At 64.4% G+C, this 23,006-nt stretch carries 22 protein-coding genes; 15 read left to right on the forward strand and 7 right to left on the reverse strand.

Features of this window, described 5'->3' with window-relative positions; translation table 11 throughout:
• The first annotated feature begins 34 nt into the window (after positions 1–34).
• From budA to LVJ94_00705, 7 genes are all read left to right on the forward strand, one after another.
• Positions 35–835 (forward strand): acetolactate decarboxylase, encoded by an 801-nt coding sequence (gene budA / locus LVJ94_00675; protein WXB05776.1) that lies wholly within the window; start codon positions 35–37, stop codon positions 833–835.
• 14 nt (positions 836–849) lie between these two features.
• The gene (locus LVJ94_00680; GenBank protein WXB05777.1) at positions 850–1,713 is read left to right on the forward strand and encodes an SDR family oxidoreductase; all 864 of its coding nucleotides are present in this window, start codon (positions 850–852) and stop codon (positions 1,711–1,713) included.
• Positions 1,714–1,832: 119 nt separating this feature from the next.
• Positions 1,833–4,100, forward strand: a complete 2,268-nt coding sequence (locus LVJ94_00685; GenBank protein WXB05778.1) for a zinc-dependent metalloprotease — start codon at positions 1,833–1,835, stop codon at positions 4,098–4,100.
• Positions 4,101–4,193: 93 nt separating this feature from the next.
• Positions 4,194–5,504, forward strand: coding sequence for a TolC family protein (locus LVJ94_00690; GenBank protein ID WXB05779.1), 1,311 nt, complete (start codon positions 4,194–4,196; stop codon positions 5,502–5,504).
• Positions 5,501–6,631, forward strand: coding sequence for an ABC transporter permease (locus LVJ94_00695; protein ID WXB05780.1), 1,131 nt, complete (start codon positions 5,501–5,503; stop codon positions 6,629–6,631). Before LVJ94_00690 ends, LVJ94_00695 begins: the two co-directional genes overlap by 4 nt.
• Positions 6,632–6,642: 11 nt before the next feature.
• Positions 6,643–7,332, forward strand: coding sequence for an ABC transporter ATP-binding protein (locus LVJ94_00700; protein ID WXB05781.1), 690 nt, complete (start codon positions 6,643–6,645; stop codon positions 7,330–7,332).
• Positions 7,329–8,231: an HlyD family efflux transporter periplasmic adaptor subunit gene (locus LVJ94_00705; GenBank protein WXB05782.1), complete on the forward strand. Its 903-nt coding sequence runs from the start codon at positions 7,329–7,331 to the stop codon at positions 8,229–8,231. Before LVJ94_00700 ends, LVJ94_00705 begins: the two co-directional genes overlap by 4 nt.
• On the opposite strand, the gene LVJ94_00710 is transcribed toward LVJ94_00705, so the two are convergent.
• Positions 8,187–8,957, reverse strand: coding sequence for a LytTR family DNA-binding domain-containing protein (locus LVJ94_00710; GenBank protein WXB05783.1), 771 nt, complete (start codon positions 8,955–8,957; stop codon positions 8,187–8,189). The genes LVJ94_00705 and LVJ94_00710 overlap by 45 nt on opposite strands.
• A complete protein-coding gene (locus LVJ94_00715) occupies positions 8,954–10,015 on the reverse strand; it encodes a histidine kinase (protein ID WXB05784.1) in 1,062 nt (353 codons plus the stop codon). The genes LVJ94_00710 and LVJ94_00715 overlap by 4 nt, the downstream gene beginning before the upstream one ends.
• A 114-nt stretch (positions 10,016–10,129) precedes the next feature.
• Between LVJ94_00715 and LVJ94_00720 the strand changes: the two genes are divergently transcribed.
• Complete coding sequence (locus LVJ94_00720; protein WXB05785.1) at positions 10,130–11,152, forward strand: hypothetical protein; 1,023 nt, start codon at positions 10,130–10,132, stop codon at positions 11,150–11,152.
• A 3-nt stretch (positions 11,153–11,155) separates the two neighbouring features.
• Here the strand turns inward: LVJ94_00720 and LVJ94_00725 are convergent, their stop codons facing one another.
• Complete coding sequence (locus LVJ94_00725; protein WXB05786.1) at positions 11,156–12,016, reverse strand: alpha/beta hydrolase; 861 nt, start codon at positions 12,014–12,016, stop codon at positions 11,156–11,158.
• A 71-nt stretch (positions 12,017–12,087) separates the two neighbouring features.
• Here LVJ94_00725 and LVJ94_00730 point away from each other — a divergent pair, with 71 nt between their 5' ends.
• From LVJ94_00730 to LVJ94_00740, 3 genes are read left to right on the forward strand one after another with little or no spacing between them, the layout of a single operon-like run.
• On the forward strand, positions 12,088–12,645 hold the full coding sequence (locus LVJ94_00730; GenBank protein WXB05787.1) for an ABATE domain-containing protein: 558 nt from the start codon (positions 12,088–12,090) through the stop codon (positions 12,643–12,645).
• Positions 12,646–12,668: 23 nt separating this feature from the next.
• Positions 12,669–12,833 carry a hypothetical protein gene (locus LVJ94_00735; GenBank protein ID WXB05788.1) on the forward strand — a complete coding sequence of 55 codons (165 nt, stop codon included), beginning with the start codon at positions 12,669–12,671 and terminating at the stop codon, positions 12,831–12,833.
• Positions 12,830–13,282, forward strand: a complete 453-nt coding sequence (locus LVJ94_00740) for a hypothetical protein (GenBank protein WXB05789.1) — start codon at positions 12,830–12,832, stop codon at positions 13,280–13,282. The genes LVJ94_00735 and LVJ94_00740 overlap by 4 nt, the downstream gene beginning before the upstream one ends.
• Here LVJ94_00740 and LVJ94_00745 read toward each other — a convergent pair.
• Positions 13,266–13,916, reverse strand: coding sequence for a glutathione S-transferase family protein (locus LVJ94_00745; GenBank protein ID WXB05790.1), 651 nt, complete (start codon positions 13,914–13,916; stop codon positions 13,266–13,268). The genes LVJ94_00740 and LVJ94_00745 overlap by 17 nt on opposite strands.
• A gap of 186 nt (positions 13,917–14,102) precedes the next feature.
• Here LVJ94_00745 and LVJ94_00750 point away from each other — a divergent pair, with 186 nt between their 5' ends.
• The 3 genes from LVJ94_00750 (at position 14,103) to LVJ94_00760 (ending at position 17,537) form a co-directional block, all read left to right on the forward strand.
• Positions 14,103–15,119, forward strand: coding sequence for a hypothetical protein (locus LVJ94_00750; GenBank protein ID WXB05791.1), 1,017 nt, complete (start codon positions 14,103–14,105; stop codon positions 15,117–15,119).
• 95 nt (positions 15,120–15,214) lie between these two features.
• A complete protein-coding gene (locus LVJ94_00755; GenBank protein WXB05792.1) occupies positions 15,215–16,030 on the forward strand; it encodes a hypothetical protein in 816 nt (271 codons plus the stop codon).
• A gap of 61 nt (positions 16,031–16,091) precedes the next feature.
• Positions 16,092–17,537 (forward strand): M28 family metallopeptidase, encoded by a 1,446-nt coding sequence (locus LVJ94_00760; protein WXB05793.1) that lies wholly within the window; start codon positions 16,092–16,094, stop codon positions 17,535–17,537.
• A 44-nt stretch (positions 17,538–17,581) separates the two neighbouring features.
• Here the strand turns inward: LVJ94_00760 and LVJ94_00765 are convergent, their stop codons facing one another.
• Complete coding sequence (locus LVJ94_00765; protein WXB05794.1) at positions 17,582–18,088, reverse strand: hypothetical protein; 507 nt, start codon at positions 18,086–18,088, stop codon at positions 17,582–17,584.
• A gap of 175 nt (positions 18,089–18,263) precedes the next feature.
• A complete protein-coding gene (locus LVJ94_00770; protein WXB05795.1) occupies positions 18,264–19,583 on the reverse strand; it encodes a glycoside hydrolase family 88 protein in 1,320 nt (439 codons plus the stop codon).
• A gap of 242 nt (positions 19,584–19,825) precedes the next feature.
• On the opposite strand from LVJ94_00770, the gene LVJ94_00775 reads away from it, so the two are divergent.
• Positions 19,826–21,895: a PQQ-dependent sugar dehydrogenase gene (locus LVJ94_00775; GenBank protein WXB05796.1), complete on the forward strand. Its 2,070-nt coding sequence runs from the start codon at positions 19,826–19,828 to the stop codon at positions 21,893–21,895.
• Positions 21,896–22,051: 156 nt separating this feature from the next.
• On the opposite strand, the gene LVJ94_00780 is transcribed toward LVJ94_00775, so the two are convergent.
• Positions 22,052–22,984, reverse strand: a complete 933-nt coding sequence (locus tag LVJ94_00780; protein ID WXB05797.1) for a glutathione S-transferase family protein — start codon at positions 22,982–22,984, stop codon at positions 22,052–22,054.
• Positions 22,985–23,006: the final 22 nt, after the last annotated feature.

Here is a 23,006-nt window from a genome sequence, read left to right on the forward strand (position 1 = left end):
TCTCTCGACGACGTAGGCGGCTATACCTCTCGGTATGTCGTTGTCGAGGCGTTCGATCGCGTTGGTAGGAAGCGTCCTGCTCATGGCCTGCACGGCCGAGTCGAACGCGCCGCACGCTCCCGCCGCGGGCGGGAGCACCCTCTTTCACGCGGGCATGGTGGGCGCTTTGCTCGCGGGCGTTTACGACGGCCAATTCGAAATCGAAGCGGTCCGAAAGCACGGAGACTTCGGCCTCGGCGGATTCCACGCGCTCGATGGCGAAATGGTGGTTCTGGACGGGCACGTGTACCAGGTGACCAGCGATGGGAAGGTGCACGGTGTGCCCGATGCCGCGAAGACGCCTTTTGCCGCCGTCACGTTCTTCCGGCCCGAGCAGCGGATCGCATGGTCTTCGACCCAGGGCCGCACGCCCGCGTTCGAGGCCTTCCTCGAGCGAGAGCGTCTCGCGCCGCAGCGCCTTTACGCCATCAAGATCACGGGGCGCTTCAAGCGCCTTCTCGCACGCAGCGTGGCCGCGCAGACCCCGCCGTACCGACCCTTGCCCGAGGTGATTGCCGCTTCGCAGAAGACGTTCCCCTTCGAGAACGTCGAAGGCACGATGGTGGGCTTCCGTCTCCCGCAACACGTCAACGGCGTCAACCTGCCCGGTTACCACTTCCATTTTCTGGACCGCGCGCGGACGGCGGGTGGTCACGTGCTCGAATACGAGATCGACCAGGCCGACGTCGAAATGCAACTCCTGCATGGCTACACCGTCGAATTGCCCGAGGGCGCTGCCTTTTACGAGGTGGACCTGGCGCGCGACCGCCGAAACGACATTCGGGCCATCGAATAGGAAGAAGGCTTCTCATGGATCTCACTACGCGACGTCACTTCATCGCTGCCGGACTTGCGGCGGGGGCCACCGCCTGCGCCTCGGCGGCCATGGGACGACCTATGACGGCTGGGCGTCGGGAGCGATTTCGCGGCAAGGTCGTGCTCATCACCGGCGCGACCTCGGGCATCGGTCGCGCCGCGGCACTGGCCTTTGCCCGCGAGGGGGCGAACGTGGGCTTCTGCGGCCGGCGCGAAGCGCTCGGCCTGGAGGTCGAACGCGAGATTCGAGCCGCCGGTGGGGAGGCCACGTACCTGCGGGCGGACGTGCGGCGCGCCGACGACGTGCAGAGTTTCGTCCAGCGCATTGCCGAGAAGTACGGTGCGATTCACGCGGCCTTCAACAATGCGGGCGCGGTTCTCTTCAAGCCGCTGCACGAAATCACGCTCGAGGAATGGGCCACCATCGAGGAGACGAACGTGCGCGGCGTCTTTCTGTCGATGAAATACGAGATTCCGCATTTGATCGCCGCCGGTGGCGGCACCATCGTCATCACCTCTTCGTTCCATGCCGTCTCGACGCGCCCGGGGGCCGCGGCCTATGCGGCAAGCAAGCGCGCCCACCTCGGAATCGCGCAAGCGGCGGCCCTCGACTATGGTCCGATGGGGATCCGGATCAACGTGCTCGCCCCGGGCATCACCGACACCCCCATGTTTCGAAGCAGTACCGGATCGACGGAAGAAGGACGGGCGCGCGCCGCGACCCTCGTGGACGCACTCCACCGCGTGGCCACCGCCGAGGAGATGGCCGAAGCTGCGTTGTGGCTCGCGTCGGAGGATTGCAAATACCTTACAGGGACGTCCTTGCTCGTGGACGGCGGCCTGCTGGCAGGGCTGTAATGTGTGAGTGGATGTGCGTATGTGTCCTATGTAAAATAATTAATCGATTCAAGATTTCAAGAAGTTAGGTTGTGTATCCGCACTAGCCCAGGTCGATTACGGACCTGGGAGAGAGTCACATGTCGAAGATTCGATTTGCGAGGCACCTCGTATTGCCGGCGCTCGTCGCCGCCGTGGGTTGCGCGAGTGAAAGCTCGCCCCAGAGCAACGATTCGGGGGCCCTTCAAGAGGGACAGGCGTTCGTGCCCATCTCGCGTACGCTCGCGAGCTCGGACACGACGAGCGTAACGGGGATGAAGGTGCAGTCGGTCCCGAGCGGGAGCGGCAAGGAATCGTTCTACCTCGCCATCAGCAAAAAAGAACTAAATCGCCGGTATTTCCTATCCGCGTACATGAAACAGGCGTACCCGGGCTCCGTCGCGGCGGGGGCTGCGAGCTCGCTGGGCACACGCGTCGTGACCTTCCGCGAGCAGAACGGGAAGCTCTACGTCTTCGACGCGCAAGATGGCCGTGCGTCCAGTGATACCTTCGACCCGTCCCTGATCATCGAGGCGTATCCGGTCGTCGATCACTATGCGCCGTTCCTCGGGCTTGCGGGACACGACGATTACGTGCTTTTCGATCCCGCCGCCGGGCTGAATCGATTTGGCGTGGTATCGGATTTTTATGCAAGCTATTCCGAAAACCCGCTCCATTTTCAGGTCGACCTTTCGTACCTCCAGAATTTCCGGCGTATCAACGACGGCGGCACCTTCGAGCAGGTCTTCACCGGCGCGGTGAACGATTCCTTACAAGCCGATAAGCCGGGCCCCGCCAACTGGTACACGGCCTCCGGGACGCTGGGCATTGCGTTGCGGCGTTACGCCGAGGGCGAAGGATTTCAACCTTTCGATGCCGACAGCACGTCCCGCGAGTATTACTTCCGCGCGGACCCGCTTCTGGAGAAGAACACCGGCGCGGCGCTCAGCCGGGCCACCAAGTGGAACATCCACCCGGGGATGAAGCCGATCAAATGGGTCATTTCTGACCAATTTGCCGAGGTGGCCAAGCAGTATCCGAAATACGATATCGTCGGCGCCATCCGGGCGGGTATCGAGAACTGGAACGCCGTCTTCGGCTTCAAGGCCTTCGAGGCCAGCGTGGCCTCGCCGCAGGATTCGTACGCGGACGACGACAAGAACTACTTCATTTACGATGGGGATCCCACCTACGGGTATGCCTTCGCCAACTGGCGGCTCAACCCCAACAGCGGAGAAATCCGCGGGGCGAGCGTCTACTTCAACGCGATTTGGCTGCAATCGGCCATTGACGAGTTCGACCCGCAGCCCGATTCGGCGGCACGTGTGGCGGCGCGGGCCTCGCAGACGCGACCCCAGGTCCCGCAGATTACCTGGGGGCAGTTCCGGGCCAAGCCTTTGTGCACGCTCTGGGCGCCGGGCACCGGCTCGATGCGCGATGGCCTTCGCGCCGAGGGCGCGGCGGCGGCGACGGACGGGGCGCGCGACGTGGAGAAGTTCCTCACGCACGTGGCCGTGCACGAGGTGGGGCACACGCTCGGCCTTCGGCACAACTTCAAGGGCTCGCTCTTGCCGTTGCCGCAGCAAAGCTCCGTGATGGAGTACATCCTCGATCCCGACGCCGTGGCCGGCGGCCGCGATCGGCCCGGGCCTTACGATTACGATGCGATTCGCCTTCTCTACGGGCTTTCGTCGAACGAGCCCGCGCAGGCGTTCTGCACCGATGACGACACCGCCGTCGATCCCGATTGCGCGACCTTCGACCGCAGCGAAGACCCGTTGGGCAAGTATTGGGGCCCCGGGTACAACACGTTGCTCGGGCGCGTGCTCCGCGATCAGGATCCCACCGGACGGTTCCTGCGCAGCATCGACAAATTCTACCTCGGCGGCGCGGCGGGCTTCTTCCGCACGGGTACGCCGGTCGAACAGGCGCGCGGTTGGGCGCAGCTCGATCAGCTCTTGGCCCTCGGCGTCGACCATGCTGCGGACAACGTGAAGTACCCCGGGTACACGGATCGGTTGAGCGCGTTTCAGAATTACCTGCTGAACCGCCTCTTCTTCGACCCGGTGAAGGTGCGCGGCGACATCACCGACGATCCCGTCCTGAGCGGCGATGCCTTGGCTGCCTTCGACACGTCGCTGAAAGGTGTCATCGTCAACAGCGATGGATACCGCGGATGGGAGACGCGCCGCACCTCGGTGGACGTGCTGAAGAAGCTGCAGGTCCAGCCCGCGTACGAAACGTTGCTCACGGCCCGAGCGTCGCTCGCTGTGTCGCGTACCGGCCTGCCGGCGGGCAGCAGCGAAGCGGCATTGACCGACGACCTGATCGCGCGCATCGATAGCGCGACGCACCCGTATTACAAGTAGCCCTCGTAGGGGATCCGGCGCCGCTCGTGGCCTCCCCGGTGTCCGTCGTCCGTTTTTTCGGCGGCGCCGGGGGCGGTGCGTCAGCTTCGAGGCATGTTTGGTCTTTTTGCGGGTACCGTACTGCTCGCAACGCTTACCCTCGAGGATGCTCGAGGCCTTGCACGGCAGAACATCGACGTTCGCGTGGCCGCGTTGCAGGTGCAGCAGGCGCGCGAGCAGCAGCGCGTCGCGCGCGCCGCCGTGCTGCCGCAGGTGGCCGTGCGCGCGGAGGTGGGGGCCATCTGGAATGGCCCGCAGCGGTTTACCTCGACATTTCCGTCGGGGGCCAGCGGCGAGTCGTACGAGCGGCAATCGGTGGAGGTGCCGGCCTACGAGCAGGCCGTGTATTCGCTGGGGCTCGGCATCTCGCAGCTGCTCTACGACGGCGGGCGCTTCTGGAACGAGATCGCGCGCACGCGCACCTTGGTCGAAGCGGAGAAAGGGCGGTTCGCCGAGCAAGAGCTCGCGGTGACCCTGGAGACCGATCGGCTTTACTTCGAGGTGTGGCGCGCCACGCGCGTGCGCGAATCGCTCGATAAGGCCATCGAGCACTCGGCGCAGCAGAAAAAGCGCGCCGAGGCGCAGTTTACCTACGGCCGCGCGCAACGCCGTGACGTCATCGACGCTGAGCTGAATCACGCGAACGACGAACTGGCGCGCGCGCGGCAAGAGGCGCGCGTGACGCATGGGCGCAGTGCCCTGGTCGCGTGGCTGCTCCTGGACGACGATGGCTTCGCGATTCCATCGCTCGCCGCGCTTGCACCGTCCGCAGCGGGCGCGCCGGGTGAACTGCCTCGGTGGCTTGCGCGGGCACGTGCAAAACGGCCGCTGCTCATGGCCTTGATCCGCGAGCGCGAGGCCGCCGAACGGCAGATCGCCACGGCGCGTGCCGCGTGGCTGCCCCGGGTGACCGCGGAGCTCGGGTACCAGAGGCAGGGGGCCACGTTTTCGCCGTTCTTCACCGATCCCGCGAAGCAAAATGCCTTTCAAGGCAGCCTCGTGGCCACGTGGAACATCTTCGACGGATTCGCCACCTCCGCGGCGGTCTCCAGCGCGAAGCTCCGACTCGAGCAGGTGAAGCTCGAAGCGCGCCGCGCGGAGGTTCAGATCGAAGCGGAGATACGGCAAGCCGTCGCGACCCACGCCGCGAGCTGGAACGCGTACGCCATCGCCGAGCGAAGCCGCGGGCTCGCTGCGCTCGATCTTCGCCTGGCCGAAGAGCGCTTCGAGGCGGGCACCGGCTCCACCTTGGAGATCCGCGACGCGCAGGTGAAATGGCTGCAGGCGGAGCTCTCCGCCATCGACACCGAGGCCGAGGTGCGCCTTTCGCGTTCGACCCTGACCCGCGTGGTCGGAGGCCCATGATCTCCCTCGCCCGCGCGACCTTGGTCCATGAATGGCGGCGTTTCGTGCCCGCCGTGTTCGCCGTCGCCTTCTCGGGGCTCTTGGTGCTCGTGCAGATTGCGCTCTTGATGGGCGCCTTCGCCAACGTCACCGTCTACATCGACCAGTCGCGCGCGGATCTGTGGGTCGGCTTTCGGGATACGCCGAGCGTCGATCAAGCGCGCAACATCCCCGAGCGAACCTTGACCGCGCTGTGGATGCACCCCGAGGTGGTGCGCGTCGAAGCCTTCAACTGGGGCGGCGGCGACTTTCGCCGCCCCGACGGCGCGCCGGTCAGCGGCTACCTCGTGGGCGTCGACACGCGGGCGGATGCGCTCACCTTCGGCAAGCTCCTCACCGCCGAGCAGCGCCGCCTGCTCGACGAGCCGGATGGCATCGTCATCGATGAGGCCGACCAGGAAAAGCTGGGCGTCGAAATTGGCGATCACGCCGAGCTCAATGGCCGCCACGTCAAGGTCGTGGGCACGGTGCGGGGGATTCGCGCGGCGGGCGGCGCCAACATCGTCTCGTCGCTGGCCACCGCGCGGCGGGTCGATCCCTCGCTGCTCCACACGGAGGACGTGGCATACTACCTGGTGAAGCTGCGCGATCCCAAGCGCGCCGAGGCCGTGCGCGATGCACTGCAACCTTCGGGGACCTTTCGCCCGTTCACCGTGTGGACGGCCGAGCAGTTCTCGTGGCAATCGCAGTTGTACTGGGTCATGGAATCCGGCTCCGGCTCGGGCTTTGCGTTTTCCTCGGTCCTCGGCGCCGTCGTGGGCGCGGTGATTACGAGCCAAACCTTGATGGCCGCCATCGTGGCATCGCTGCGTGAATACGCCACGTTGCGTGCGCTGGGCGTATCGCTCGGTGCCTTGCGGCGCGTCGTTCTCGAGCAATCGCTCTGGGTAGGGCTCATTGGATTGACCATCACCTTGCTCACCACCTTTGGTCTGCAAATGGCGGCCGATCGCATGGCGGTGACCATGCTCGTTCCGCTGCCGGGGGTGGCCGGCACCTCGCTGCTGGTGCTGGCGATTGCCGCATGTTCGGGCCTTCTCGCGGTCCGTCAACTCGCGCGGGCCGAGCCTGCGTCCCTTCTTCGATGAGAGACCTTTCCGTGAATTCGACCATATCCGCTCTCGAATTGCATCGCTCGTTCACCAGCGGCAAGACCGTGACCCGTGTTTTGCGCGGCATCGACGTCGACGTGTGCCCGGGCGAATTGACCCTCATCATCGGCCCATCGGGCTCGGGCAAGAGCACCTTGCTGGCCATTCTGAGCGGCCTTCTCCGCCCGGATCGCGGCACCGTGCGCGTGCTCGATACCGATCTATGGACCTTGTCCCCTCCGCGGCTCGATGCATTTCGCCTCGCGCACATGGGGTTCGTCTTTCAAGGGTTCAATCTCTTTCCATCGCTCACGGCGTTGGAGCAGCTGCTCGTCTTGTTGCGGTATCGCGGAATCACCGGCCGGGCGGCGAGTGCGCGTGCCGAGCGCGCGCTGGAGGAGGTGGGGCTCGCGCACCGCAAGAAGCTCCGGCCCGCGGAATTGTCCGGCGGGGAAAAGCAGCGCGTGGCCATTGCGCGGGCGCTGGTGAAACAGCCCGAGTTGCTCTTTGCCGACGAGCCCACGAGTGCCCTCGATGGCCACAATGGCCAAATCGTCATCGAGCTGCTCCACCGCATCGCCCGCGAGCACCGCACCACCGTGCTCGGGGTGACCCACGACGGGCGTCTGCTCAAGCACGCCGATCGGGTCATCAACGTCGAGGACGGGATCATCGTGAGCGACGAGCGTCCGTCATGAAGCCGCTCGTCGTTCTTCTGGCGCTCGCGCTGTTCGCGTGCAGCAAGCCGCTCGACGAGCCCGAGGCGAAGACCACGCCCTGGGTGGCCGTCGCCAAAGGGAAAATCGACATCGAGGGCGGGGTGATCCGGCTGGCGGCGAGTCGCGATGGGCTCATCAAGCAGGTGTTCGTCGAGGAAGGCGCGAAGGTGAAGGCGGGCACCCCGCTCGCGCAGCTCGACGATCAGCAGGCCGTTCTCTCGGCGTCGGTGGCGAACAAAGAGCTCGCTCAGGCGCGTGCTGCGCTCGCCTCGCTGGAGGTGCGTGCGCGCGCGGCCGATCGCGAGGTGCGGCGCCTCGAAGGTCTCATGGCCTCGAGTGCGGCACCGCGCGGCGAACTCGATAAGGCGCGGGACGAGCAGGCGCTGGTGGCCACGGATCGCGATGCCGCACGCGCGAACATCGAGGTTGCGCGCGCCCGGCAGGCCTTGGCCGCGTACGAGGTGAGCCTGCGCACGGTGCGTGCGCCGCTCGACGGAGAGGTCATTCGCCGTTACGCGCGCCCAGGCGACGGGATCAGCACGCTCAACGTGACCCCACTGTTTCTCTTTGCACCCGATGCCAAGCGCATCGTGCGCAGCGAATTGGTGGATCGCTTCGTCGACCGGGTCACACCCGGGATGCCCGCGGAGGTGCTCGTCGAATCGGACGAGTCGCAGGTGTACCCGGCGAAGGTGCTGCGCGTGGGGCGCGTGTTCGGCTTGAAGCAGCCGAGCGACGACCCAGCCGAGAAAGTCGATCAGCGCGTGGTGGAATGCGTGCTGGCCATCGACTCGCAGGAGATTCGCATTGGCCAGCGCGTGCTGGTGCGTATTCTACCCCGCACCCCCGCGCCGGAGGCCGACCGCATTGGCAAATAGTGCATCCTTTACCGCCTGCGAACGGTCGCGCGACACCGGCACGAGGCACGATCGCTCGCCGAGCTGCACCAAGAGCTCGGCCATCTCCTTCACGTAGCGGCGCACGAGCGCGGGTTGCACGAGCCAATTGCGGTGCACCCGAAGAAACGTGCCCTCGAAGGCCGTCTCCAGTGCGGACAGCGACAGATCGACGGAAAAGCGCCCGCCCGCACAATGCGCAAAACAAAGGCGCGCCGCCGCTTCGAAGGCGAGCACCTCCTCCAGCGGGACGAAGACCAGGCTCGAACCATCACGCGCCACGATCCGGCGCGGCCCAGCCGGTTCCAGCGGTGCTTCCTTCGCAGGGCGCTTGGCCAGGAGGCGCTCCACGGACTGCGCGACGCGGGGGGCCGTGAACGGCTTGAGCAAATAGTCGCTCACCCCCAAATCGAACGCCGAGAGTGCATGCTCGGGAAGGGCGGTGGCCAACACGAATTGAAGGGGATATGTCCGAGAGACGGTTTTGATCCAATCGAGTCCGGACGTATCTCCGGATTTGCCCGAGAGCATGATGTCGACGAATACCGCATCGACCTCCAGGCGTTCGAGCGTCTGGGTGGCCTCGTCGAGCGTGGCGACCGCGGCCACGACATCCACGCTGGACGTGCGTTGCAGCAACTCGACCAAGTAATTGCGTGCGGGCCACTCGTCTTCGACGACGAGGGCGCGGAGTTGGGGCGAAATCATGCGTTTTGCGTCGGGGCCTGAACGGCATGGAGGGAAAGCATGGCGCGGGTTCCGCGGTCCGAGCTCTCGAGGCGTAAGATAGCGTCGGGAGACTCGAGGGCGAGACGTCTTCGTACCATGTCGAGCCCTCGCGCGCCTTCGCGCGGAGCGCCCTCGGGCAGTCCGGGCCCATTGTCTTCGACCACGACGACGAGCTGATCGTTGTCGAGGTGCGCCGAAAGGCGAATTCGGCCATCCGATGTTCGACAAAGGGCGCCATGTTGCACGGCGTTCTCGACCAGCGGCTGCAGCACCAAGGTGGGCACCTTGTGCGCGCGCAGGGCGGGGGCCACGTCCCATTCGAAGGCGAGCCTTCCCGCGTGGCGCGTTTCCAGAATGGCCGTGTACCGTTCGAGCCATTCGAGCTCGTCGCCCAGCGGGCGCTCACGCTCTTGCGATTCGCGCACGAGATCGCGAAGCAACGCACCGAGATCGCCCACCAGCTGCCGTGCGGTTTCCGGCTCCTCGGTCATCAGACCGCCGATGGCATTCAACGTATTGAGGACGAAATGCGGTTCGAGCGTGGTGCGAATTCGATACAGCTCCATGTCGCGCCGCAGCCGCTCCGCCTCGGCCGCGCGCTCGCGCGCCTCGAGAAGGGCCGTGGGATAAAAGATCACCATCGTCCACGTGGACAGGATGAAAAACGAATCGGCCAATCCCAAAATGAACGAGAACATGGCCGTATCGGGCTCGCCGGGGTCAGGCGGAAAGAGCCCCCACGAGGGGAACGCATGCCGAATCAGCAAGAAGATCGCATAGCCCGGGGCCGAGGTGGCACCGGCCACCAACAGCGACACCAGCGCCGCCTTCTTCGGCCCGTAACCGCGTTGCCGGCTCCGATGAAAGGCGACGGTGAGCAGGACCATCTGGGCGCACAACCAAATACTGCTGATCAGGAAATCGGCGACCGTCGGCAGTGCGCCGGGGACACCGAAGGCTGCGCGGACGACGTCCCGCACATATAGAACTGCCAGGGCCGCGAGCAGGCCCAGGAAGATGAATTTCGGCTTGGCCACGCGGGGAAACATAGCATCGCCGACCACTGGGTCGATGGGCGGTTCGGGCCGGTGATATCAAAAGAAGCCCAGCTCTGCGCAATCCGGTATTCTCAGGGGGAACGGAGGCACGCGATGACTTTTCGCCCATGGAAGCCCTTTGCCCTGGCGTTTGCGTTCGCCGCGGTTTTCGTCACCACCGCACGCCCCGCTGCCGCGAGGAACTGTTTCGACGACAGCGATTGCGCGTCGCCGACCCCCGCGTGCAACGGTGGGCAGTGCGCCGAATGCTCGGCGACGAACCGAGGCCAGTGCAGCGGCCGCAGTCCCGCGTGCCTCCTGCCCGTCGGCATTTGCGGTTGCGAGAACGACGGCCAATGCGGCGATGCGACCTCGGGGCTTCTGTGCACCCGGCCCGCGCCCGCGTCGGGGTCGGCGCCGTATTGCCGTGCCGGCTGTGCCCAGGGCCGCAATGGCTGCGCGGAGGGGTATACGTGCAACAGCGGGCGCTGTTCGAAGAACCTCTGTTCGTTCCTCAATCCGTGCAACGCGACCCCGGCCGATCAGTGCCCGGTTCTTACGTGCGTCGAGTGCTCCACGAACGACCACTGCAGCGGCAAGCCCGGGGCGACCGTATGCGAGACGAGCACCAACACGTGTGTCCAGTGCAACGGCAACGCGGACTGCGGCTCCAGCCCTCACGGGCGCATCTGCCGCGCTGGCGGCTCGCCGCAACGCAGTTGCGGGTGCAATACCGATACAGATTGCGGCGCCGAGCGCATTTGCGACGAGACCCTCAAGGTGTGCACGGACGGCTGCCGCATTCCCGGTGGGGGCAAGTGCCCGTCGGGCAATCACTGCTTCGCGGGCGACGATGGTGGCGCGGCGTGCGTGCCCATCGACGGTGGTACCGGCACGGGCGACGCGGGCCGCGGCGATGGCGGTTCCACCGATGCGCGGGACGGCGGTTCGCGTGACGCCGGACGCGACGCTGGCAGGACCGACGGTGGCGGCGGCGGCAACCCGAGCGATCCCTCGCTCGAGGGCGGTGGATGGTCGTGCGCGATGTCCCCCGCCGAAGATGCGCTTCCTATCGGTGGCCTGTTGGCCGTGGGCGGTCTCATGGCCCTCTTCATGCGCCGCCGCCCGCGGCGCTGATGGTCAAAGGAAACCGAGCAGGTGTTCCAGGGTGGCGGCGGGGCGTTCCTCGGCAATGAAATGGCCGCACTCGGGAATCGCTTCGCCTCGCACGTCGGTGCCATACCGATGCCAGATGTCGACCACGGGCAACTTCGACAAAAAGCTCTCCGAACCCCATAAGAGCAAAAGCGGCATCTTCAGGCGCCGGCCCGCCGCGAAATCCGCATCGTCCAAATCCATGTCCGTGGGAAACGTCGCCCGGTAATCGTCGAAGCCGGCGCGCAGCGCACCCGGGCTGGAGAAGGCGCGCACGTACTCGTCGATGGCCGAGGCAGGCAGGCCATGACGGTTGTACGTCCATTTCTCGAAGAAGTGCCCGAGGTAGAGGCCGACGTTCTGCCCGGCGAGCCGCTCCGGCAAATCGGGCTGCAAGTGAAACCACCAGTGCCAATAGCCGTGTGCGATGCCCATATCGAGTTGATCGCGCACCTCGCGCGTGGGCAGGATGTCCATGAGCACCAGCCGTTCGACCTGGTCCGGCCGATCCAGCGCCCAGCGATGCGCCACGCGCGCGCCGCGATCGTGCCCGACGACCTTGGCCTTGTCGAAGCCGAGCTTCTCGACGAGCTGGGCGATGTCCGAGGCCATCGTTCGCTTGTCGTAGCCGGTCGTGGGCTTGTCCGTGAGCCCATACCCGCGCAAATCGGGGGTGACGACGGTAAACTTCGCCGCGAGCTCCGGCACGACGTGGCGCCAGCAGTGGTTCGTCTGCGGCCAGCCATGGAGCAGCACGAGCAGTGGCCCCTTTCCCGCCCGACGGTAGTGCATGCGTACGCCGCCATTGACCGTGGCCACCTCGGCCTGAATCGTGATTTCGCTCATGGTTAGGTTCCTTTCCCCGTGACTAACCGTATCATATGGTTAGAATGGGAGATGGCAAGGGGCCTCATGGCATGAGCACACAAGACTGGGTATGGGACGGAGGACGTCCGTCGATCGACTTGTTGAATACGCTGCGCGATCGCAAGCTCACCCCGCGCGAGCAGCTCGTCGAGCCAGCCCATCTCGCGGAATGGCTGACGTTGGCCAAGCTCACCACGGCGCCGGTGCACGTCACACCGCGCCACCTCGTCCGTGCGCGCACATTGCGCGATGCCATCGATCGCGTGGCCCTGCGCGCGGCGGCAAAGGAGCCGGTGGACGAGGCCGACGTGGCCACGCTCAACGAATTTGCCAAGGTCCGCGCCTTGCCCCCGGAGCTCGTCGTGGGCAAACGCGGCCATCTCGAAGTGCGTGCCGCCCAGGAGAAAGATCCCGTGGCCGTTGCGCTTGGCCTCATTGCGGCTGACGCGATCGACCTGGTCACGAAGGGGCGCCTTCACGTCTGCGCTTCGGACACGTGCGGCCTTCGGTTCGAAGATCGCTCCCCCATTGGAAATCGGCAATGGTGTTCGATGAAGCGATGCGGCAATCGCGAAAAAGCGCGCCAGCATTATCTTCGTTCCAAATAGAAACACGCATGTACTATGGCCCGATGGCCAATCCGTACACGCCACCAGGATCCCCAGGCGGCTATGCCCCGCCACCCTATTATCAGCCGTATCCCGTGGCGCCCGCGCCGGCGCGCAGCACGGGGCTCACCGTGTTGGCGTATTTCGCAGTCATCATGGGCGGCTTGGCCTTCTCGGCGCTCCGATGACCCTTCTTCTCCGCTTTCTCGTGCGCGATCCGGTATCCCGCCGCATTCAAGAGATGACCTGGTCGGGCGCCTACGGGGCCTGGACGTATTTCTCGGTGGGCCTTGGCTTCATTCTCGCGATGGTCTTGCTGATCACAGGCATCGGCATCTTCAAAATGCGCCCGTGGGCCCGCACCACGGGTCTCATTTACGGAGCTGTCAGCGTCGTCACGCTGGTCATCGGACAGATCATGGTCCTCGCGGTCCTGCGTCCCATGATGATGGAGCTCATGGATCAGTTCCCGCGCAATCCCGTCGCGCGTGCCGGCGCCACCGGGGGCCTGGTCGGCGGCATCGCCGGCTCGCTCTTCGGCCTCGCCTTGCCGGTCGCCATGCTCATCGTGATGTCCCGCGCCGACACCAAAGCGCGGTTCGAAGCTGCGAACGCCGCCGCTACGCCTCGAGCATGACCGGCGGCAACGCCTCCGCCGCGCGCATCCATTCGAGCACCGTGGGCCGGTGCATGAGTCGCTCCGCCCACGCGGAGACGTGAGGCTTCGTCTCGAAATCGATGCCATGCGCCTGCAGCCGCCGCACCGTGGGCACGAAGGCGAGATCGGCCAGGGACAAATCGCCCACCAGATAAGGGCCGCCGTGCCGGGTGAGCTCATCGCTCCAGAGGGTTACGATGCGGTCGCCCTCCCGTCGTACCGCCGCGGTCATCGGCGGACGGGTCGGGCAAAAGGTGCTCTCGAAGGACAGCGGCGCGCAGAGGTCGGAGAGGCCCGCATGCATCCAGGCCATGAGCGCGCGGGCCCGCGCCCGCAGACGCGCATCCGGAGGGAGCAGGGGACGTTCGCCGATGTCGCTCGCGTACTCCATGATGGCGAGTGAGTCGAAAATGACCACATCGCCTTCGACGAGCACCGGCACCGCCCCGGGCGGGGAAAACTTCGCAACACGGGCCAATTCGTCCGCGCGCTGCGGACGGCGAATGTCGATGAGGCGCTCCTCGAACGGGATGCGCTGCTCACGAAGCGCAAGCCAAGCGCGAAGGGACCAACTCGAGGCGTTCTTCGTTCCAACGTAGAGCAAACGTTCCATCGTTGCCGACCATAGCCTGCCGACCGTACGCCGCGAAAGAGCTGGAGCGAGCAGGAAATAGCGCGTTGCGCCATGCATCGAATCGTTTGCGAGTTGTCACGCAATGATGACGTTGGTCCTTGTAGCTTGCGCGCCTTCCTCGGTAAAACCGGGGGCCACATCGCCGGGGAACAAGGAGGAATGTCCATGAGAATGCGCGTACGTCGCAGCATCTGCATTTCCGTCATGCTCGGAGCCCTTTCGGCCTGCGCCGCGAATACGGACGAAACCATCGGATCGACGAGTGCGGAACTCTCGGCGCAGAACGCGGCCGATCGCGCAGCGCTGGCCCTTCATTGGGCGCCGGTGCATTACCAGGATGTCGACCAAACAGGCAGCCATTCCCTCGGCGGTGCAGCCGATTACATTGCGCGTTACGACTTCGACGGCGATTTGAATGGGCGTAACAATTGGGACAATGCGGGCAATGCCAGCTATCCGCTTTCCGCGCATGCGTATTATTCGGTGGCGGAGACGAGCACGCACTGGTTCATCAATTACGTCTTTTTCCACCCGCGGGATTGGTCGGACTTCTTTTTCGACAGCGAACACGAGAACGATGCCGAAGGCGTGCTTTTCACGATTGCGCGTGATGGCTCCCAGTTCGGTGCGCTGAAGTCCGCGGTGACCGTGGCCCATACGGACTTCTTCTCCTTCGTGCCGTCGGGCGTGAACTGGACGTCGGGCGGGGAGACCGTCGATGGCACCTTGTCGCTCGAGACCTTCGACGGCAGCCCGCACCCGGTCACCGCCCAAGAAGCCAAGGGCCATGGCCTGAAGGCTCGACCTTATTACGACATCAACGGTGACGGTGTCGTGTATTATCCATCGCTCACCAATGCGGGCGTTCCCACCGGCCCGAACGATCGGCACGTTTCGTACAAATTGGTCGACATCTTCGCCAGCGGCGGTCTCTGGGACAATCGGAACAACTCCTCCCTCTTCGCCAGCTACGGCTCGTTTGCCGGCGACACCAGTGGCGGCTGCGGCAGCGGCGTCATTAAATGCGACACGAACGCCGCCAACACGCCATGGAACTGGGACGACGGCAACGACGTGCCGCCGGGCGGCGCCCTTGCCAACGATCCGGCCGGCCTTGTGAAGAGCTACTTCACCATCCCGGAAGCCGTCAGCACGACATACACGTACAATCCGTATCGTTGATCGGTCGCGAGCGATGGTAGCATTCGTGCATGGCTGGCTCGTGGGGATCGTGCGGTCTCTGTCACACGAACAAAAATGTCGCTTACAGCTCGGTCGTGGACGATGACGTTTGCTCGGCGTGTTACCGGCGCGAGCTTCAGCCACGCGAACCATGTTCGCGGTGCGGAACGGTCGCGCCCATCCGTTCGCGTCCCGACGGGGTAAACGGTTATTGCAATAAGTGCTACCTGCGCGAGCTCCACGTGGGGCGTTGTTGCATCTGCCGCGTTCGCAAACCCATTGCGATTCGCGATCGCGGCAATCCCGTTTGCCCCGGGTGCTACCGGCGCGAGTTTGCGAGCCACGAGAAGTGCCGTGTGTGCGAGAATGTCGCTCTCGTGGCCGCGCGCTCCCCGCGCGGGGAGGCCATATGTCCCTATTGCTATGGCGATCGCTACCGGCCGCGCGCTCGCTGTTCGCGTTGCGGCGACGTGGAGATCGTTCAGGCGCGCGATCGCCAAAACGGTAAGCCGCTTTGCGCGGCGTGTTACCGGACGACGGTGCAGGTGGCGCCGTGCACCTACTGCCGTCGCACGTCGCGGGTGATGACGCGCACCACCAGTGGAAAACCGGTGTGCGCCACGTGCTATGGGCGCCATCACGCACCGCGCGAGAAGTGCGCGCTCTGCGGCGAGCTCGAGAAGGTGAAAATGCGGCTCGAGAGCGGGCGCGCCGCGTGCAATCGCTGCTACCAGCGCGAATTGAAAGAGCGACCCCAATGCGCGCTTTGCGGCCAATTTCGCGTGGCCGGGAAGCACATTCGCGGCAAGCCGATATGCGGAGCGTGCATTCGCCGCAAAGGTGTTGGTCAGAGTTTGCAACTCTTTGGCATTACACGCACGCGCAGCCTCCTACGGCGAGCACGCCGCTGATCCGGGCGCACCGCGAATACGAGTGCTAGGCTGCCGCCGTTGTCTTCCAAAGGAGGCGGCCATGGTCCGGTATCGTGGGCACTTGCTGGCGGGAAGCGCCGCCCTCATTGCGCTCGTTCCCTTCGTCTTGGACTGCAGCGAACAATCTTTGCAAACTGCGCAAACGACGCACCCAATGGAGGCCGTCGAAACGACGGCCGCGGAATCCGCGCTCGGTTTGGAGCGGGTGCCGCAGGACATACGGCAGATGCTGCGCGAGATGGATGACGCGAACGTCGAGCGGACAATCCGCCGTTTGGTCGCCTTCGGCTCGCGCAACACGCTTTCGGCGCAAGACGATCCGGCGCGCGGCATTGGCGCAGCGCGCGATTGGCTCGAGGCGCAGTTCGAGGCGATTGCGGCTACGTCCGGCGGGCGCATGACCGTGGAACTCCAAAGTTACGTGCAGCCGCCGGCCTCGCGCATTCCGGTGCCGACACGGATCACCAACGTGGTGGCCACCTTGCGCGGCACGCAGGCCGAATCCGTGGATCGCACCTACGTGGTGAGCGGCCACTACGATTCCATGTGCACCGATCCGGTGAACGCAGTGTGCGATTCTCCAGGCGCGAACGACGATGCCTCGGGGGTGGCCGCCGTGGTGGAGATGGCGCGCGTCATGGCCACGCGCACCTTCGATGCGACCATCGTGTTCATGGCGGTGGCCGGCGAAGAGCAGGGGCTTTACGGCTCGACGTACGCGGCGTCCCAGGCCAAGGCGGCGGGCCGCAACATCGCCGGCATGTTCACCAACGACATCGTCGGCAGCTCGCGGGCCGACACCGGCGAACGCGATCCGCGCACGGTGCGCGTCTTTGCCGAGGGCGTGCCCACCGCCGAAACGCCGGACGAGGCGAACATCCGCCGTTCCGTGGGCGGAGAGAACGATTCGCCATCGCGCCAGCTTGCGCGCTTCATCAAAGAGGTCGGCGAGAACAGCGCCACCGGCATGCACGTGAACATCATGTACCGGCGCGATCGCTACCGTCGCGGAGGCGACCACATTCCATTCCTTCAGCAGGGGTACCCGGCCGTGCGCTTCACCGAGCCGCACGAGAACTATGCGCACCAGCACCAGGACGTGCGCGTCGAGGGCGAGGTCCAATACGGCGACTTGCCGGAGTTCGTCGATTTCGCGTACACGACGCGGGTGGCCAAGGTCAACGCCGCGGCTCTTGCGGCCTTGGCGCGTGGGCCGGCCGCGCCCAAGAACCTCAAGATCGTCACCGCGCGCCTGACCAACGACACCGAGCTCGTATGGGATGCGAACCCCGAGCCCGACGTCGCCGGTTACGAAATCGTCTACCGCGAAACGACCGAGCCGCTCTGGACGGACACCATTCGCGCCGGCAACGTGACCACGTACGTGGTGCCGAATCTGTCGAAGGACAACTACTTCTTCGGCGTGCGCGCCGTCGATCGCGACGGCCACCGAAGCCCGGTAAGCTTCCCGCGCCCCTCGATGTAAAAACCCCTCCCCCTCCGGGGGAGGCTGGGAGGGGGGGCTTGAAGCTACTTCGCCTTCAGCTCCGCCAAGGCATTCTCGAGCGGCGCGGTGTCGAGCGTCGCGCCCACCTGCTGCTCGAGATCGCCATGGGCGAAGCCCTGTCCGATGGCACCGTAGAAAACGCCCTCGCGGATGCCGATGACCAGTTCGTCCTCCTCGAGCAAATCCCCCGAGGCGGCATCGGCCACCTGCTCGAGAAGCATCTTTCGATCGGTGGGCGAAGACTTCTTCAATGGCTCCATCTTGGCCAAGATGACGATGCGCCGGTGTTGGTCGACGATCCCCGCCTGCACCGCGATCTTCAACTGCTCCGGCGGAATCTTCCGCTCTCCCGTCAGCATCTTTTGCACGCGCTGCCCGACACCGCGCGACACGTCATCGCCCGCCACGACGCCGCTCGCCAAATCGAGCTTGCGGTTCACCTCTTGAAACGCCGCCCGCTTCGGATCGACCGGCGCCTCGTTTTTCTTGCACCCGGCCGCCAACATCAAAGCCAGGGCCAACATGGCCATCCGCGGTCTCGTTCGCTTCGTCATCACGCGGGGCACAGTGTACCGCAGAAGAAAACCGCCAAGGCGCCAAGAACGCCAAGAGGCTGGGATTCGTGAAGCAACTTGGTCCGCGACGCACCAGCACATCAATCCATCTTGGCGTCCTTGGCGTCTTGGCGATTTCCTTCTTCAGTGCTTATCCACCCGTCCGCGCGAGCTGTTCGTTCATGATGAGCACCGCGCCCAATCCGTGCAGGTCGTTCGTCTTGCGCGGGCGCGCGAAGTAGAACGCGAGATCGCCCACGTTGGTGCCGATGCAGATTTCGCTCACGTTGGTGAGGCCATCGCTGCCGTTGGAGATGCGCGCGAGCACGCCTTGGTAGCCCTTGGCGGACACCGTTCTGTAGCTTGGATCGATGTAGCCGCGCTCCACGGCGCGCGAGATCGTGTACGTGTACATCGCGGAGCACGAGGTTTCGGTCCAATTGTCCGAGAGGTTGCCCTTGTCGACGACCTGGAACCAGCGGCCCGTGGCGGGGTCTTGGTACGTTTTGAAGCCGTCCACCAGCTTTCCCAGCACCGAAAGAAGCTTCGCGCGATTCGGATGGGACGGCGGAAGGATCTCCAGCACGTCGATGGTGGCCATGCCATACCAGCCGATGGCCCGACACCAATGTTCCGCCGAGCGTCCCGTCTCGGGATCGGCCCAGCTTTGCGTGCGCGACTCGTCGTAGGCGTGTTTCAGTAGCCCATTTTGCACTTGGAGATGATTGGCATAGACGAGAAGCTGCTTCGACACCTCGTCGTTGGCATACGTGGCTTCGCCAATGGCTTTTCCATACCGTGCCAAAAACGGATTGACCATGAAAACGCCGTCGGACCAAAGCTGGTGTTGCCGTGAGGTCGACGTCGCGTGCCAGAATCCACCGTCTTGCGTCCGCGGATACGTCTTGAGCCTGTTACGAATTTGTGTCGCCGCTGTCTTGTACTTGACTTGTTTGGTCTCCGCATAAAGGGCCAACAGAACGTTGCCCGACTCCATGCTGTCCAAATTGTTGAAGCTATGATCGATATGTCCGTTGCCATCGACGAATCGGTCGGCCCAACTCTTGATGTAGCTCAAATATCTCGGTTCGTGCGTTCGCTGGTAAACGAGATACTGGCCCCATAAATAGAGGCCCTGCGTGTAGCCCCAGCCGCCCAATTGGCTCGGCGTGAAGCGCTTCATCGTGGATTCCACGATTGCGACCGACCAGTCGACGTCCGTCCCATTTCCGATGCGCAATGTGACATCGACATTCAAATCGAGCCCTAAATCGACCAATTCCCTATCCGAGACGCCGTCCGTTGTCTGAATTGCATCGGCTTCGGTGCCGGAATGTTCGATATTGGAATGGTCCGTTGCGTCGTCCGTGGTATCGTCCGTTTCCGAAGCGCAAGCGGTCATCGCCATGCATGCCATGGCCAATGCGAGAGATACACGACGGCCCGTCCAGCAGGATTGTCCGCGGCTCATGAAGTCCTCCCTATGATGTTTTAGGTGCCGGTGCTCAGGTGTTGCGCGTCTACCTTGCGAGCACCATACGTCCGATGTATATCGTTGGCCAGTATTCGTTAGGAAAGTTTCCTAACATGGCGAGCCGCCCGGCGTTTTGCGACACAAAGCGTCAATTCCAGCGGCTCAGAGAGGAAGAGGAACTGATTCTTCCGAGCCGCAGATAGATCCCATCTTTTAGCTTTCCAGCTGAGGAGGAACCGATGACGCATCGAACGTTGACCGCCGCCAGCGCGGGGTTCTTGGTCCTGTCCACCACGTGGGTCGGATGCACGGCCGCCAATCAATCCGACGAGGATCCCAGTTTGGCCCGTGGTGAAGTTGCCAATCTGGCCACCGATTACGAAGCCGAAAACGGGGTGTGCCAGGGTACGATTGACTCGAACCACTCCGGGTATTCAGGAACGGGGTTCTGCAACACGGACAATGCGGTGGGGGCCGCGGTCGAGTGGACGGTCAACGCTGCCGCGGCGGGCAATGTCGCGATTTCGGTCCGCTACGCGAACGGCACCACGGTGGATCGTCCGGCTGACATCTCCGTCAATGGCACGGTGGTCGCCGCCGCCAAATCGTTCGCCGGTACGGGGGCGTGGACGACGTGGACCAACGTGACGCTCAACGTGGGCCTCGTCGCGGGCAGCAACAAAGTGCGTCTCGCGGCCACCACGGCCAACGGTGCCGCGAACATCGACCGGCTGAGCGTCGATGCGCCCTCGGACACGCAGGCGCCGACCATTCCGCAGAACCTTCGCACCACGGACGTGCAGTCCAAGAGCATCACCCTCGCGTGGGATCCGTCGACGGACAACGTGGGCGTGACGGCCTACGACATCGGCAACGATGGGCAGAAATTCGGTGAAGTAACCGGTAACCCGCCGCCGGCCACCAAGACGCTCACCGGCCTGCGACCCAAGACGACGTACCGCCTCACGGTCTTCGGGCGCGACGCCGCGGGCAACGTTTCGCAGGCGAGCAACCAGGTCAACGTGACCACGCCACCCACGAGCGACACCACGCCGCCGACGGCACCGGGCAACCTCTCCTCGAGCGATGTGACGAACACCAGCGTCAAGTTGTCGTGGACGGCGTCCACCGACAACGTCGGCGTTACGGGGTACGACATTTACGCGAACAACGCGCCACTCATTCAGGATCTCCCCCCGTCGACGTCGTACACGGTGACGAACCTCGCGGCCAACACGGAGTACTCCTTCAGCGTGCGCGCGAAGGACGACGGGAACAACGTTTCCAACGCGAGCAACACGGTGACCGTGCGCACGGCGAACGTGCCGCCCGGTGGCGGTGTGCCGACCAGCGTCTCCACGGTCTCCAGCGGTTGGAGCATTCCCTGGGGCGCGGCATGGTTGCCCGATGGCTCCGCGCTCCTCAACGAGCGCGAGACGTTCAACATGTACAAGCTCACGCAGAGCGGCACCAAGACGCTCGTGGGCAAGGTACCCAACGTGGTGACCACCAATGGCGAGGGCGGCTTGCTCGGCCTCGCGGTGGACCCGAATTGGAACTCGAATCACTACGTTTACGTCATGCACACGGCATCCGAGGGCAATCGGATTGCCCGATTGACGTACGACGGAAATTCGCTTTCTGGCTATACGTCCCTGGTGCAGGGCATTGCCAAGAACAATTTCCACAACGGTGGCCGCATTGCCTTCGGCCCGGACGGATTCCTTTATGCGACGTGCGGTGACGCGCGCAATGGCTCGCTCGCGCAGGACAAGAATTCGCTCAACGGCAAGATCCTGCGCATCAAGACGGACGGCTCGGCCGCGCCGGGCAATCCGTTCAACAATCGCGTGTACAGCTATGGTCACCGCAATCCGCAAGGTCTCGCCTGGGACTCGGCGGGTCGCCTCTGGTCGTCGGAGCTCGGCGATGGTTCGACGGACGAGTTGAACCTCATCACGCCCGGCGCCAACTACGGGTGGCCGACCTGCGAAGGCAATTGCAACGTGTCCGGCATGACCAACCCGAAGAAGACCTGGTCCACGAGCCAGGCCTCTCCGAGCGGCATCGACATCGTCAACAACGTCGTCTACATGGCCTCGCTCCGCGGCCAGCGTCTCTGGCGCATCCCCCTCGATGGGACGAACGCAGGCACGCCGACGGCCTACTACGTGAACACCTACGGCCGCCTGCGCACGGTCCTCAAGGTTCCCGGCCAAAGCGCGTTCTGGCTCACGACGACCAACGCCGACTTCAACGGCAGCGGCGGCGCCGGCTCGGACAAGGTGTACAAGGTACTCGTTCAGTAATCCGTCTCTCGGTTACGCAACAAGAGAGAGGAGAGAGGACATGAAGGCGGGAAGGCGGGAAGGTTTCTTGGGGGGTGATGCTCGTTCCAATCTCGGAAACGACAAACACCCTTTTCCGAAAACCTTCCATCCCTTCCCTCCTTCATGTGAATTTTTTTAGTCAGCGGGCAGCACTCTGTAATCAATGCGTGGGAAGTGCACCACCACGTCGCCGGCGCGCGGGTCGGTGCGTGCAATCGCGATCTCGGTGAGGGAGGCGTGCACCAAGGTGCCCTCGACGCGGTCGATGCCGTAGTCGGTGGGGCCGATGGAGAGCTTTTGGCCCAGGGCAATCTTGGGCAGGGCGAGGTAGTCGCCTTCGAAGGGTTGCTGCGTGCGGGTGGATTGCGCGACCTCCAAGGCGGCCGATGACGGAATCTCGGTGCGCGTGCCGTGGCCGAAGGCGCGGATGCGATCGGCCCAGGCGAGGAGATGCGGATACGGATCCAGTCGATGCGCGACACCCGGGTTTACGCGGACGAACCACACGCCGTGGTACATCGCGAAGTCGGCGATGGTCGGGGAGGCGCCGAGCAAGAATGGCTGCTCGGCGAGTTGCGAATCCAGCGCGCCCATGAGCGGCTCGAAGCGGCCCACCGCGAAGTCCGGATGCGGACGCGGTACCGTTCCGCCGGTGAAGAAGCCCGCGCGGTCCTTGCCGAATTCCTCGAACTGGTCGGCGCCCATGGCCTCGATGAAAAACTTCGCGCCCTCCGGGGAGATGCCGACGGCAATGCCTGCGAAGAACACGACCTGCTCCAAGTGGAGGAACGCGCTACAGCTGGCTCGTGAGCGGGTGGGGAAGAGCGGTGGTGTGGGCTGGAGCCGTTCGAGGACGTGCGCGATGAGGCGCGTGTCGCAATAGATGTCCCGTCCCAATTGAAGCACGGGCGTCTTGCGGTACCCGCCGGTGAGTGCGACCACGTCGGGCTTCGGCAGCATGGTGGGGATATCCACCGACTTCCACGCCAGCTTTTTGAAGCCCAAAAGAGAGCGCGTTTTTTCTGCATAAGGTGAGCTAGCGTAGTGGTGCAGGATCAAGTTGCTCATGGGTCGGTCCTCGTGAGGGTCT

The organism is Sorangiineae bacterium MSr11367, from assembly GCA_037157805.1.
GTDB classification, from domain to species: Bacteria; Myxococcota_A; Polyangia; order Polyangiales; family Polyangiaceae; genus Pendulispora; species Pendulispora rubella.